This window comes from Streptomyces sp. NPDC088197 (assembly GCF_044741185.1).
Classification (GTDB): domain Bacteria; phylum Actinomycetota; class Actinomycetes; order Streptomycetales; family Streptomycetaceae; genus Actinacidiphila.
Genome location: NZ_JBIUSD010000001.1, coordinates 269,576 through 283,844, shown reverse-complemented (window position 1 = coordinate 283,844; position 14,269 = coordinate 269,576). Strand labels below are relative to the sequence as shown.

Annotated in this window: 8 protein-coding genes; 3 read left to right on the top strand and 5 right to left on the bottom strand. The window is 71.7% G+C overall.

From position 1 onward, the window contains the following. Positions 1 to 101 precede the first annotated feature (101 nt). Both ACIOC1_RS01310 and ACIOC1_RS01305 read left to right on the top strand, forming a co-directional pair. Positions 102 to 695, top strand: a complete 594-nt coding sequence (locus ACIOC1_RS01310; protein ID WP_355336457.1) for a snapalysin family zinc-dependent metalloprotease — start codon at positions 102 to 104, stop codon at positions 693 to 695. A 402-nt stretch (positions 696 to 1,097) separates the two neighbouring features. Next, the gene (locus ACIOC1_RS01305) at positions 1,098 to 3,410 is read left to right on the top strand and encodes a YncE family protein (protein ID WP_401851010.1); all 2,313 of its coding nucleotides are present in this window, start codon (positions 1,098 to 1,100) and stop codon (positions 3,408 to 3,410) included. Between the two features lie 138 nt (positions 3,411 to 3,548). Here ACIOC1_RS01305 and ACIOC1_RS01300 read toward each other — a convergent pair whose 3' ends face one another. Further along, on the bottom strand, positions 3,549 to 4,439 hold the full coding sequence (locus tag ACIOC1_RS01300) for a serine hydrolase (RefSeq protein ID WP_355336455.1): 891 nt from the start codon (positions 4,437 to 4,439) through the stop codon (positions 3,549 to 3,551). A 464-nt stretch (positions 4,440 to 4,903) separates the two neighbouring features. On the opposite strand from ACIOC1_RS01300, the gene ACIOC1_RS01295 reads away from it, so the two are divergent. Beyond that, entirely contained in the window at positions 4,904 to 11,794 is a 6,891-nt protein-coding gene (locus ACIOC1_RS01295; RefSeq protein ID WP_401851008.1) for a glycoside hydrolase domain-containing protein, read from the top strand. A 98-nt stretch (positions 11,795 to 11,892) separates the two neighbouring features. On the opposite strand, the gene ACIOC1_RS01290 is transcribed toward ACIOC1_RS01295, so the two are convergent. From ACIOC1_RS01290 to ACIOC1_RS01275, 4 genes are all read right to left on the bottom strand, one after another. Then, complete coding sequence (locus tag ACIOC1_RS01290; protein WP_355336453.1) at positions 11,893 to 12,384, bottom strand: hypothetical protein; 492 nt, start codon at positions 12,382 to 12,384, stop codon at positions 11,893 to 11,895. Then, entirely contained in the window at positions 12,368 to 12,859 is a 492-nt protein-coding gene (locus tag ACIOC1_RS01285; protein WP_391042400.1) for a sigma-70 family RNA polymerase sigma factor, read from the bottom strand. The genes ACIOC1_RS01290 and ACIOC1_RS01285 overlap by 17 nt, the downstream gene beginning before the upstream one ends. A gap of 245 nt (positions 12,860 to 13,104) precedes the next feature. Beyond that, entirely contained in the window at positions 13,105 to 13,776 is a 672-nt protein-coding gene (locus tag ACIOC1_RS01280) for a class F sortase (protein ID WP_401851949.1), read from the bottom strand. Between the two features lie 101 nt (positions 13,777 to 13,877). Beyond that, entirely contained in the window at positions 13,878 to 14,249 is a 372-nt protein-coding gene (locus ACIOC1_RS01275; protein WP_355336451.1) for a sortase-dependent protein, read from the bottom strand. Positions 14,250 to 14,269: the final 20 nt, after the last annotated feature.

The window sequence follows — 14,269 nt, the reverse complement described above, 5'->3', positions numbered from 1 at the left end:
GCCGGAGAAAGGGCGGGAAACGGCTACTTGTGGTGGGGGATGGGGGCGTGGTGCCCTGGGGGACTGCGGGGCAACTGGTTCTGAGGAGGTGGGTGAGTCTCATGATCACGCGAATAGTCGCTGTGGCGGCGCTGATTCCGGCCATGGTGGGCACCGCGTCCGGGGTCGCTTCGGCGCAGGCCGAACCGAAGGCGGCGACGGCGGTCGTCACCTTGACCTATGACGCCAGCCAGGCGGGGCAGTGGGCGGCGGCGATCACGCAGGGGGTGCAGAACTGGAACAGCGCGGTGCACAACGTGCGTCTGCAAGCGGCCAGTTCGGCGGGCTCGGCGAACTTCGTGTACAAGGCGACCAGCGGGTGGCCGCAGACGACGTTGGGGCCGATCGTGCCGGGAGGCAGCAGGGGACAGGTGCAGTTGGGGCAGGAGGCGGTCAACGAGGGGTACGACGTGACCCGCATCGCCGCGCACGAGACGGGGCACATCCTCGGGCTCCTCGACCACTACAGCGGCCCGTGCTCGGAGTTGATGTCGGGGCACGGCCCCGGCACGGCGTGCCTCAACGCCAAGCCCAACGCGGCGGAGGCGGCCCAGGTCGACCGCAACTATGCGGGCCGCGCGGCGGCGGTCCGCCCCGAGCGGCAGCAGATCGTGATCGACATCTGGTCCCCCTCGGCGTCCACCGCTCAGCGCTGACCGACGCTCAGCGCTACCGGAGTTCGGCGCTGACCCGCCACCGGACGCGCGGTACGGGCACGGGCTCCGTACCGCGCGTCCGGCATGTCCGGCCGGGAGGCGTGTCGGGTCGGAAGGCGCGTCCGGCCGGAAGGCACGTCCGGCCCCAAGGCGCGCGCGGCCGGATGGTTGTAGGAGCCCAGGGACCGAATCGGGCACGGTACGGCCACCGCGGGGACAAGGCGCCGTGACGGATCGGCGGCCCGCCCCAATACGATGGCCCGCTGTCACAGCCGTGCCCTATCGTGCTCATGGTCAGCGCCGCGAGCAGGCCGGGTCCGCATCGGAACCCGCGCTCGGCGGCGCGCCCGCATCGTGCCGGAGGACGTCCGGCCCCGCACGTGTTCCTGGGGGGAACCCACTTTGCTCACCCGTCATGTGGCGGGCGGGACGGCTCTGTCCGTCCTGCTCGCGACCGCGTCCCTGCTCGGAGTCGCGGCCGAACCGGCCGCCGCCGACAGCGCGGCCACCCTGCCGATCACCTCGTACTCCGACATGGTGGTCGACGGCGCGCACCGGCGCGTCTTCATCAGCACGACCGACAACAAGGTCGTCGTCGCCGACTACAACGGCAAGACCGTCGCTCAGATCACCTCCGAGCCGGGCGCCGCCGGGCTCGTGCTGTCCGCGGACTCCTCGACGGTGTACGTGGCGCTCCCGAAGGCCGACGCGATCTCGGCGATCGACACGGCCACCCTGCGCGAGACGGCCCGCTACCCGCTCGGTGTCGCCCCGCGCCACCTGGCGATGACCAGGCACACGATCTGGTTCGGATACGCGGCGGACGGGTCCGCCGACCTCGGCTCCCTGGACCTCGACCCGGAGACCGACCCGACGACCCCGCCGACGACTCCGCCGCCGACGACCCCGCCCACGACTCCTCCGCCGACGACTCCTCCGACGGACGCCCCGACTCCGACCCCGACGGACCCCGAGTCGACGCCGACCCCCACCCCGACGGACACCACGGCCCCGAGCCCCAGCCCGTCGGACACACCGTCGGACACACCGACCGATACCCCGACCGACACCCCGACCGACACGCCAACGGACTCGCCCTCGGACCCGCCGGTCACCACCTCCCCGACCCCGGACGCCACCACCCCGGCACCCCCCGCCCCCTTCGCCGCCGACACCCCCACCCGGACCACCAACGGCGCCGTCGTCACCCTCGGCCAGGGCGGCCCCCACACCTGGAGCACCGCCCCGATGCTCGCCTCCTCGCCCGGTAACCCGGACGTGGTGGCGGCCGGGACACCCGTCCAGAGCCCGATGGAGCTCCAGGTCTACAACGTGTCGTCGGGGCACGCCGAGCCCCAGGCGTACCGGTGGAACGCCAACAACGCGGGGAACATGCAGGACATCGCGCTGTCCGCGGACGGCAAGCAGGTGCTGGTCGCCAGCGGCGCCCCGTACTTCCAACAGGCGTACCGGACGTCCGACTTGGCTGACGACGGCCGCTACACCACCGACGCGTACCCGAACGCGGTGGCGGTCGCCCCCGACGGGACGATCGCGGCGGGCATCGACGGCGCCTACGAGCCGGACGTCTACATCTTCCGCCCGCGCTCCGACCACCGCGTCCGCACCTACGACTTCGGCGTCGTCGGAAACCCCGGCACCGCCTCCGCCCTGGTGGCGGGCGGCCTCGCGTGGGCGCCCGACAGCAGCCGCCTGTTCGCGGTCACGGCCGACGTCTACGGCCAGCACCCGACCCTGCGCGTGCTGACCGACCCCACCAAGTCGGTCACCGCCGTCACGGTCAGCGCCCCGTCGACCGCCAAGCGCGCCACGAAGATCACGGTCAGCGGCAAGCTGACCGCCACCACGGCGTTCCCCGCGGGCGCCAAGGTCACGGTGACGCGTACCGACCTCACCTCCCCCAAGGGCACGTCCCTCGGCGCCAAGTCGGTCGCGGCCAACGGCACGTTCAGCTTCACCGACACCCCGACCACCGGCGGCGGCGTCACGTACACCGCCACGTACGCGGGCGACGCCACGCACACCGCCGGCTCCGGCAAGCGCGTCGTCCAGGTCTCGCGCCTGGCCACCGCGGCGAGCGTGAAGACCAACCGCGCCACGTACGCCTACGGGTCCACCGCCACCGTCACCGGGCACCTGGGCAAGACCGGCAAGAGCCGCGTGCTCTCGATCTGGGCCCAACCGGCGGGCGGGCAGAAGAAGTTGGTGAAGTCCGCGAAGGTCAACGCGGCGGGCGACCTGAAGGTGACCTACCGGCTCAGCCGCAACACCACCTTCTGGGCCTCGTTCGCCGGTGACGCCGTCTCCGCGCCGAAGTCGGTGGCCCGCTCGGTCGGCACGCAGGTAAGTGTCTCGCTGGCCGTGTCCGGCAACTACCGCAAGGGCAAGGTCGGTTCGACCTCGTACTACTGGTTCCACAAGAAGAAGTCCGCGCTGTTCACCACGCACATGACGTACGCCAACGGCCGCTCGCAGCGCCTGGACCTCCAGGTCTACTACAAGGGCCGCTGGTACTCCTCGGGCAGCGAGTACTTCCGGCTGGCGATCACCGGCACCTCGCGGGTGGGGCTCGCGGGACCGGGCGAGTCCGGCATCCGGGCCCGCGTCCGCGCGGTGTACGTCAAGGGCTCCTCGGGCGACCGCCTGAACACCACGACTTCCACGGGGTGGAAGTACCTGTACTACACCAACTGACGGCGCCCGCCCGCGCCGTACGGACGAAGGCCCCGCTCACCGGAGACGGCGAGCGGGGCCTTTTCGTCAGCGCCCATACGTCAGGGGGCCTCTTGATCAGCGGGCCCTCTCGTCAAGGGCTCTCGCCGAACTGGCGCGTCAGCGCTTGAAGGCGTAGTCCATCAGCTTCTTGGCGTCCGTCGCCCGCTGGTTCACCGAGCTGGACGACAGGACGGTCCCGATCACGGTGCGGTTGCCGCGGGTGGCGGCGAAGACGAGGCAGTAGCCGGCCTGCGGGCCCGAGCCCGTCTTGAGGCCGATCGCGCCGCTGTAACTGCCCAGCAGCGTATTGGTGTTGGTCCAGGTGTAGTAGCGGTAGCCGTTGCTCTTGGTGGTGGCCTTGGTCTTGATGGAGCGGGTCTTCACCACCGAGCGGAAGTCGGCGCTCTTCATGGCGGTGCTCGCGAGCTTCGTCAGGTCGCGCGGCGTCGAGTAGTTGTTCCCGTTGCCGATTCCGTCGAAGGAGTCGAAGTGGGTGTTCTTCAGGCCCAGCGCCTTGGCGGTGGAGTTCATCTGGCCGACGAACTGCTTGACCCGCGCGGCGCGCGTGGAGCCCACGCCGTACTTGTCGGCCAGCGCGTACGCCGCGTCGCAGCCGGACGGCAGCATCATCCCGTACAGGAGCTGCCGCACGGTGACCTTGTCGCCGACGATCAGGCGCGCCGAGGAGGCGTTCTTGCTGACGATGTAGTCGCTGTACGCCTTCTGGACGGTGACCTTGGCGTTCAGGTTGAGCTTCTTCTGCCGCAGCACCACCTCGAAGGTCATGATCTTCGTGGTGGAGCCGGTGGACCGCTTGGTGTCGGCGGTCTTGGTGTAGTAGGTCGTGCCCGTCGAGTTGTTCATCACGTAGCCGCCCTTGGCCACGATCGGGGGCGGCGCGGGCGTCGCCGCCTGGGCCGTGGAGCCGAGCGCTCCGACGGTCAGTACGGCGCCCGCGGTGACGGCCACCACGGACGTACGACGAATGGCCTTGCTGCCGGTTATCACGTTGATTGCTCCAAATGCCCCTGCGGCGCGGTCACACGAGAGTGTGCGGCTCGAAGGTGAGACGCGCCACCCGGCCGGATGGATGTGGTGCCCGGCCGGTTCTCACCGAGTCGTTATCCACCGGAGATGTGGCGCCCGGTCCGACTCTCCTCACGGCTCCCCTCCAACTCCCGTCCCACACCCCTTGGTATCGGCCGGGCATGTGGCCGGTCCGCTCCGGCCGACGGGCCACCGGCTGCATGAGTCGCGCTCACGCCCCGGCCCGTGCGCCCGGAGCGCACCTTCTGTGCGGATTCCGTTTGTCCCCCGTACGCCTTTCCCGTGTCTGATGGTGGACGTCCGTGGGCGCTTGCGGGAATACTCCGGCGTGTCCACCGCCATCTCACTCTGCACGCTCCAGTGTTGGGTTGACAACGTTGTCGTCCCGGGGTCGTGCGTGCGTTCCGCGACTCCGGAGAGGCCACATGCCCATCAGATCCCACGCCCCGACGCCGCGCGCGACGCCACCGGCAGCCGCCCGCGGGCACCACGGCCGCCTGCGCGCCACGGTCGCGGCGCTGCTCACCGGGTCGCTCGCCTTCGCCGCGCTGGCGGGCGCCGGTACGGCCACGGCGGCACCCTCGGCCAAAGCGTCCAACACGTCCGGCACGACCAACACGTCCCACACGTCCGGCGCGACGAGCGGCACCGACTACACCAAGCTCGTCGACCCCTTCGTCTCCACCGCGGGTGACGACGGCAACGACCTGCCGGGCGCCGAGGCGCCGCACAGCCTCGCCAAGGTCAACCCGCTGACCACACCGGGCCGCAACCACACCGGGTACGACTACAACGAGAGCCGCATCGCCGGGTTCACCGCGACGAATCTCGACGGCGTCGGCGGCTCGGGCGGCGGCGGTGACCTGCTGGTCGTCCCGACGTCCGTGCGCTACGACAAGCGCCCGGCGCCCAGCACGTACGCGCACCCGTACAGCCACAACGACGAGACGGCGACGCCCGGTTACTACCAGGTGGGGCTCGGGTCGGTCTCCGGGACCGCCTCGGCGGTGACGCGGGACGCCGGGACCGTCAAGGCCGAGGTGACGGCGACGACGCGTACGGCCCTGGAGCGCTACAGCTTCCCCGACGGCGCCGAGCCCCAACTCGTCCTCGACCTCGCGAACAACTTCACCAGCCGCACCCGCACGACGATGAAGGCGACGACGCTCCCGAACGGGACGACCTCGATCACCGGCCTCATCGCGGGTTCGTTCAACGGCGCCTCGTACCAGCTCTATTACGCCGCCACGACCAATGTCCCGGTGACGTCGCTGAAGAGCTGGGGCAACGACGGCACGCTGGGTGACGCGACCACGCGGGACGGCTCCGACGCCGGAGCGGTCCTCGGATTCGACACGGCGGACGGGCGCGACGTCGAACTGCGCGTCACGCTCTCGCCGATCAGCGCGGAACAGGCCGTGACCGACCAGCGCAACGAGGTCGGCGGCCTCACCTTCGACCAGGCGCGCGCGCGGACGAAGGCGGAGTGGAACAGCACGCTCGGCGCGGTCGCCGTCAGCGCCTCCGCGACGTCCGACCCCGGGTCGACGCTCACCAAGGAGTTCTACACGCACCTGTACCGGATGTACGGGCTGCCGGTGAACGCCACCAGCACAAGCGGGACCTACCGCGGCGCGGACGGCGCGGTGCACACCGCGAACGGCTTCACGTACTACGACGGCTGGTCCACCTGGGACGACTTCAGGAAGTACTCGGTCGAGGCGTACATCGACCCGGCCACGTACCGGGACCTGGTGCAGTCGCTCATCGTGCTCTTCGCCGACGCGCACGCCTCGGGCAAGAGCCTCGGCAGCCTCACCCACTCGGTGCCGACCGTGCGGTGGGAGCGCTCGGCGGTGGTGATCGCCGACGCGCTGTCGAAGGGTTACAAGAACTTCGACCGGCTGGACGAGGCGTATCCGGCGCTGCTGTCGTACTCCGGGTTCTACACGGGCGCGCAGTTGCGCCAGGGATACGTCACCGGTGATCCCGGTACGACGGTCCAACGCGGTTACGACCAGTGGGCGTTGTCCGTCATCGCGGGCGCGCTCGGCAAGGACGCGGACGCCGCCAAGCTGCGCACGCAGTCGACGATGGCGATCGACAACCTGGTGAAGTCCGGTGCCTGGACCGCCGGTGACGGCACCAAGGTCGGTCTGCTGACGCCGCGCGCGTCCGGCGGCGACTGGCAGAGCGCCGACTACGAGAAGTTCGAGGCGGCCGGTCTCTACCAGGGCACGCTCTGGCAGTACCACTGGTACGACGCCTACGACATGGGCGGCCTCATCAAGGCCATGGGCGGCGCCAAGGCCGGAAAGGCCGCCGTCGACCACATGTTCGGCGAGGACTCCGCCCTCGACAACGGCTCGACCATGCTGCATTCCAACGCGAACGAGATCGACCTCCAGGCCCCGTACCTCTTCAACTACGTCGGCGAGCCCAGCCTGACGCAGAAGTGGGTGCGCGCCATCTACACCGGCTCGACCTGGAACCGGTACATCGCGACGGGCTCCACCAACGAAGCCCCCAGCGGCGGCGGCGAGTTCACCCCGCCGGTCAAGACGCAGGTCTACAAGCTCGCCCCGAACGGCTTCCTGCCGACCATGGACAACGACGCGGGCACCATGTCGACCATGTTCGTCGCGGCGGCCCTCGGCCTGTTCCCGGTGACCGCGGGCTCCAGCCAGTTCCAGATCGGCAGCCCGTTCTTCGACTCCACGACGATCACGTACGCCAACGGCTCGCGCTTCACGGTGAAGGCCGGCGGCGTCTCGCCGACGAACTACTACGTGCAGAGCGCGACCCTCAACGGCAAGCGTTTCGGCGACACTTGGCTGGATTACTCGCAGATCATCGCCGGCGGGACCCTCGACTTCACCATGGGCGCCAAGCCCTCCCGGTGGGGCGTCGACACCAAGCCGGCGTATTCGCTGGACACCGACACCGGCCACGGCGGCACCGGAGCGGGCAGCACCGGCACCGTCATGTCCGCCCGCCCGGACACCGTCGCCACCGCCGCGGACGGCACCGTCCACGGCAGCGTGAAGCTCACCCTGTCGGGACCGGCGTCCTTCGCCGCCCGCAGCGGCACCAGCCTCACCAGGACCGGCGCGGCGAGCGTGACCGGCCTGCCCGGCGGCGTCACGGCCGACCTCCGCGTGACCGGCTCGCGTACGGCGACGCTGTCGCTCACCGGCACCGCGAAGGTCGACGCGCGCTACGGCATCACCTTCCGCGACGCGGCCTTCGCCCACGGCGTGCGCGCCTCCACGGTGAGCGGCACCGGCATCTCGGCGACCGACCCGCTGACCGTCTCCGCCGCCGCGGTGTACCGCGCCTCGCTCGGCGCGCTCGTCGACCAGGCGTCCCTGGTGCGCGGCGGCAACTACTCCGACGGCTCCTGGACGCTGTTCCGTTCGGCGCTGGAGCGCGCGCGGACCGTCCTCGCGGACACCGCCGCCAGGACGGGCACGCTCATGGCGGCGCAGGACGCGCTGCGTTCGGCCGCCGACGCGCTCACCATCGACGAGGGCGGCTACGCCGTACTCCAGGCCGAGGCCCCCGACCAGATGGAGGGCCCCAGCCTCGTGAAGGAGGCGTACTACTCCGACGGCGACCTCGGCGGGGTCACCGAGGGCGCCTGGGAGCGGTACAACAAGCTGGACTTCGGCGGGGTCGCCCCGCGCAGCGTCGCGGTCCGCTACGCCAACTCGCAGGCCGCGAGCGCGAAGCCGAGCAGCGTGGACGTGCACGCGGGCGCCGCGGACGGCCCCGTCGTCGCCACCGTCTCCCTGCCCGGCACGGGCAGTTGGCAGACCTACACCACCGTGCGGGCGGCCGTCACCGACCCGGACGCGCTGCTGGCCGCGTCCGGTGCGACGTTCGTCTTCCACGCGCCGTCCGGCCAGCAGTGGGTGTCGAACTTCGACTGGTACCAGTTCTCGCCCGAGGCGGTCTCCTCGTCGCCCTCGACCACGCTCGCCACGCTCACGGCGGCCAACAGCACGACGATCGGCGGCGGTTCGCTGCCGCTCGGCCTCGGCAACGGCATCTTCGAGAACACCACGAACGGCGCGTGGGCCCAGTGGAAGGCCACCGACCTCAAGGACGGCGCCGACACCGTCACCGTCAGCTACGACAAGCCGCAGTCGCGCGCCGCGTCCGACTCGCACCTCGAACTGCACCTCGGCTCGAAGGACGGCGAGAAGGCCGTCGACATCCCGCTCGACTACACCGGCTCCGGCTGGGGAACCCTCGCCACCGCGACCGTTCAGCTCGACCCGGCGGTCTTCACCGGCGTCCAGGACGTGTACGCCGACTTCGTCTCCAGCACCCAGTCGTCCTCGCAGCCGTACGTGGCCAACGTCTACTCGCTGACCCTGACGCGCACCGCCGACGCCCCGGTGGGCTTCGACGCGACCGCGTTCGACTCCAACAGCGGCGGCGGCCTCAAGAGCGAGCCGGTCGGCTGGACCGGCTCCGGCTCCACCACCGACCTCGGCGGTACGTACAACGGTGCCTGGGCCGGCTACGGCGCCGTCGACTTCGGGTCCGCCCCGAAGAACACCGTCACCTTCACCTACGTCAACAACTCCGCGCGCTGCGGCACCGGTTCCGCCGTCCAGCTCTACCTGGACTCCTTCGACGCGGCCGATCCGGGGACGCCGTACGCGACCGTCCCGCTGCCGGTCACCGGAAGCGCGTGGTCGTCGGGAGGCACGACGAGCCTGACGCTGCCCACGCCGGTCACCGGCACCCACACCGTCCACCTGCGGCTGCTGACGACTCCGGACTCCTCGCACCCGTACGTCGCGAATCTGGGCCGGATCACCTTCAGCCACGTCGACACGCCCACGGCGACGGACAAGACCGCGCTGCGCGAGGCGATCGACCGGTACGCGGGACTGTCCGGTGACGCGGCGCGCTACGACACGATCGACTTCGGCGTGTTCCGGCGTGAACTCGCCTCCGCGCAAGCTCTGTTGGCCGCCGACGACGCGGCCCAGCTCGAAGTCGACACGCAGACCCGCAGCCTCACCCTCGCCGCCGACCAGCTGATTCCGCTGCCCCGGCTGCGACTTGAGAACCTGGTCGGCACGGCGTCGGCCCTCGACAACGCGCGCTACACGGACGCGTCGTGGAAGGCGTTCACCACCGCGTTCGCCGCGGCCAAGGCGGCCGTCGCGGACGACAAGGCGACGGACACGACGCTCACCGCGCGCTACCAGGCCCTCGACCGTGCGATGTCCGCGCTCAGGACGAAGCCCATGACCGTTCCGGCCGCGCCCGGCGCGGTGTCGGCGACCTCGTCCGGCGTGAGTGTGACCGTCGCCTGGGCCGCGCCGCAGGACACCGGCGGCTCGCCCGTCACCGGCTACCGGATCAGCCTCGGCGACGGCCACCAGGTCGAGATCCGCGACCCGAACAGCCGCGGCACGGTGTTCACCTCACTGCCCGCGGGCCGCTCGTACACCGCGCGCGTCCAGGCGCTGAACGCCGTCGGCGCCTCGCGGCAGAGCGCCGCGACCGCGCCCGTGGTGACCGGCGGCGGCAAGCCGCAGAAGCCGCACGTGACGGGGGTGACCACGGACGGCAGCTACGTCCGGGTGACCTGGCGGGCGGCCGGAGACGGCGGATTCCCGGTCATCGGCTACACCGTGACCCTCGACGACGGTTCCACCGCGCACCTTCCCGCCACGACCGGCACGGCGCTGCTCACGGTCTCGGGCAAGGCGGAGGGCAAGGCGGAGGGCAAGGCGGAGGGCAAGACGGCGGCCAAGGCCAAGGCCCACTCGGCCACCGTCACCGCGGTGACGCTGGCCGGGACCTCGGACGACCCGGCCGCCGCCCAGGACGCGGCGGCCCCGGCGTACACCCCGTCCCCGTTCCCCGACGAGACGCTGAAGGCGAGCTACGCGTCGGACAAGTGGCCCGCGACCGGCGACGGTTCCGACTACTTCACCAATCTCCTCAACGGTTTCGACCACCTCCCCTCCAGCGTCCTCGGCGCCAACTCCAAGGTCGCGAAGGGCGCGTCGCTCACCGCGGAGAACGACGAGATCGCGGTGCGCGTCAACAACGCGGCCACCCAGAAGGAGGTCGACAGGGCCGAGGTCGACGCGACGCACAGTGCCACCGTCACCCTGGCGGACGGCCTCGGCTCCCGGCTCGGCGCGATCTACAGCGACGCGCTGAGCGGCGGCCAACTGCCTAAGACCAACGCCCTGTTCGGCCGGGTCACCCAGGGTCTCGACACCCACGATGCGGCCAAGGACCACTACGGCTACCTGCGCCCGTACGTCCGGCTCGGCTTCGTCGGCGACGGCGGGGACGTCTACGAGTCGCAGGACGGCTCGTACAGCGGCCTCGCCACCAGCGGCTCGTACCCGAGCGGTCACACGTACGGCGGATACGAGGCCGGGACCGTACTGGCCACGCTCCTGCCGGAGTTGGCGCCGTCGATCCTCGCCCGCACCTCGGAGTACGGCGACAACCGGGTCATCCTCGGCTTCCACTACCCGCTCGACGTCATGGGCGGGCGCATCACCGGACAGGCCACCGTGGCCCACCGGTGGGCCGACCCCGACTTCGCGCAACTGCTCACACAGGCCCACACCGAGATCGAGAACGTGCTGCTCGCGCAGTGCGAGAAGCGGGGATACGGCGACACGCTCGCCGCCTGCGCGGGCGACTCCTACGGCGGCCTCACCACGGCGCAGGACATCGACGTCTACACGCAGCGCCTGACCTACGGCTTCTCCCGTACGGGCAAGGCCGGTCAGCCCCTCACGGCGCCGGCCGACGCGGCGGCCCTGCTGATCACCGCGTTCCCCGACCTCACCGCCCGGCAGCGCACCCAGATCCTCCAGCAGACCGCCACCGACTCGGGCTACCCGCTCGACCTCACGGCGGACGGCGCACCGAGCTGGGAGCGGATCAATCTGGCCGCCGCGATGGCCGCGCGCGTCGTGGTCAACCACGACGGCTCGGTCACCGTCACCAACCACGCCGACGCCACGAAGGCGAGCGTCGCCGACGCGAGTGCCCTCAAGGTCGGGGGAGTCGCCGTCGACGGCTTCGACCCCGAGGTCTCCACGTATGTCGTCGACCTCCCCGCCAACGGCAAGGTCCCGGCCGTCACCGCCGTCCCGGCCCAGCCCGGCACCCGGGTCAAGGTCACTGACGGAAGCGCGGTCGTCTCCTCGACCGCGCCGCGCTCCACCACCCGCACCGTCACCCTGACCTCACCCAACGGCTCGGTGACCCGTACCTACACCGTCGCCTTCCACCGGTCCGCGCGGGGCAACGGGCACTGACCGCGCCCCGATCCGCGTAGCCCCGCGGGGCCCGACCGCATCCTGGCCGGGCCCCGCGGTGTGTTGCGGGGCTTGCGGACGCAACACCCCTGCGCGGCCTACCGGTTCGAGGTGGCGGGACCGTCCGAGGAACGGTCCGTCGGGCGGGCCGTGGTGGGGGTCGGAGTGGGCGAGGCGGAGGCGGATTTGGAGGGCGGTCCGGTCCGCGTGGCGGCGCTCGGGGACGGGGCCTGGGCCGTGGGCCGGGTCTTCGCCGTGGCGGGGGCGTCGGTCGGCGCGGGGCGCGGCGTCGGGGTGGTGGCGGCGGGCCTGGCCGCGGGGCCGCTCGCGGGCGGCGTGCCGAGCGGAATCGCGGGCGCGGCGGGCGACTGCGGTCCCGCCATGCGCAGCGGCAGCGCGACGAGGACGGCGACGGCGCCGGACAGGCCGACCCCGACGGCGATCCGGAGCAGGCGGCGGCGGGCCGCGCCCCGGCGGATCTTCTCGTACCGGCCGGGCGGCAGCCCGAGATGGTCGGGGGCGGGCCGCAGGATGACCGTCAGCGGGTCCTCGGGGTCAAAGTCCTGACCGTCGTCAGACTGTGTGATCAAGGCTTCTCCTCAAGTGGGCGCGCAGCAGTTCCCTGGCGGTGTGGAGGTCGGACATGACCGTCCCCTCCTTGCGGCCGGTGAGCAGGGCTATCTCCCGGATCGGGAGGTCGGCGTAGTAGTGCAGCAGGATCGGCACGCGCAGGCGTTCCGGCAGCGACTGCACCAGCATGCGCAGCGACGGGTCGGTCTGCTCGGCCGGCGGCCGTACCGCGGCTTCCACGGTGGCCCGGCGTACGGCCCTGCGCTCGCGCTCCAGCTTGCGCCAATGATCCCGTACGAGATTGGTCGCGGTGACGTACAGGAAGCCGCGCGGCTCGGCCACCGCCGTCCAGCGCGCCCAGAGCCGGGTGAACGCCTCCGAGGCGATCTCGTGGGCCGTCTCGTCGTCGTCGACCAGGCGGCGGCACCAGCCGGCGAGGCGCGGATAGAAGGCGGCGAACAGCTCGGACGCTGCCTTCTCGCGGGACCGTTTCAACGCTCTCCATGTCGGGGGCAGGGTGGTGCTGTCGCGGACTTCTTGCGGGTCGTGCGGGTCGCCGCGGACTCTCGCGGTCTTTTTTGTTTCTTACGGTTCCTTATGGTTTCTTACGGTTCCTCGCGGTCCTGTGCGGCCGCTCGGGGAGGGTCCCGGGCCGCCGACGTACGGGGATCGGCGGCGGCCCGGGACTCGGGGAAGGCGTCAGGAGACCGCCTTGGCCATGGTTCGTCGTGACGCGCCCGCTACGGGATCAGCGAGGCGAAGACGATGACGTTGTCGCGGTAGCCGGTGCCTTCGCGCGGGCCGCCGCACGTGATGAGCCGCAGCTCGGGACGGTTCACGTCGCCGTAGACCGCGTCCGTCGGGAAGTCCGACTTGGCGACCGTACGGACGTCGGTGACGGCGAATCGCGCCGCCTCGCCGTTCTTCAGGCGTGCCACGATCCGGTCGCCCGGGCGCAGCCGCGCGAGGTGACGGAAGACCCCGTCCCCGTACGCGCCGACCGTGACGTGGGCGAGGATCACCGAGGGGCCGGTCTGACCCGGTGTCGGTGAGCCCCGGTACCAGCCCGCGCGGTCGTGCGCCGTGATCGGCGGGACCTCCACGGTGCCGTCCGGGGCCAACCCCAGTTCCATGACCGGGGTGTTGACCCCGATGGCCGGGACCTCCAGCCGCACCGGGACCGAACGCGCCAGCGCGCGTACCGACTTCGCGGCGGGCCGCGAAGAGGGCGGTGCGCCGGTGGGACGTTCGGTCACGGCGGTACGGCGCGAGGTGTCACCCGAGGCGTCGCCCGCTGCGTGGCCCGCGGCGTGATGGCCGCCGCAGCCGGTGAGCAGGAGGGCGGCCGTCACCGCGGTGACGAAGGCGCGCCGGGGGCCGGTGAGTCGGAAGCCCGCGCTCCGGTCGCCCACGGTTCGGTCGCCCGCGCCGCGGTCGCTCACGTCTCGGAAGCCCGTGTCTCGGAATCCCGCGCCGCGGTCGCCCGCGCTCCGGTCGCCCGTGCGGCCGGAGGTCACGCCCCGGTCGCCCGCCGGCGGCGTACGAGGAGGACCGCCCCGCCGCCGAGCGCGAGCACCGCGGCCGCGCCTCCGCCGATCAGGCCGCCGTCGTTTCCGCCGTGCGAGGCCACTGGCGCCTCACCGGTGTTCGGCGCTCCCTTCGGCACCGCGGGGACCTGGCCCGACGTCGCCTTGGTCGGCGCGGGGGACGCGGAGGGCCGCGCGGACGAGGTGGCGTCCGAAGGCCCGGTCGACGGCGCGGCCGACTGCGTCTTCACGCTGGTCGGGGTGGGGGTCGGGGACGCCCCGTCGGCGAACGCGGGCACACCGCTCGCCAGCACGGCAGTGCACGCGAGTGCCACGGCGCTCAGAACAGTTCGGCGCATGAATCGCTCTCTTTCGTCGG

Bases quoted from the DNA above. Each gene is read 5' to 3' on its own strand.
- ACIOC1_RS01310 (WP_355336457.1), top strand. From the start codon at position 102: ATGATCACGCGAATAGTCGCTGTGGCGGCGCTGATTCCGGCCATGGTG.
- ACIOC1_RS01295 (WP_401851008.1), top strand. From the start codon at position 4,904: ATGCCCATCAGATCCCACGCCCCGACGCCGCGCGCGACGCCACCGGCA.
- ACIOC1_RS01275 (WP_355336451.1), bottom strand. From the start codon at position 14,249: ATGCGCCGAACTGTTCTGAGCGCCGTGGCACTCGCGTGCACTGCCGTG.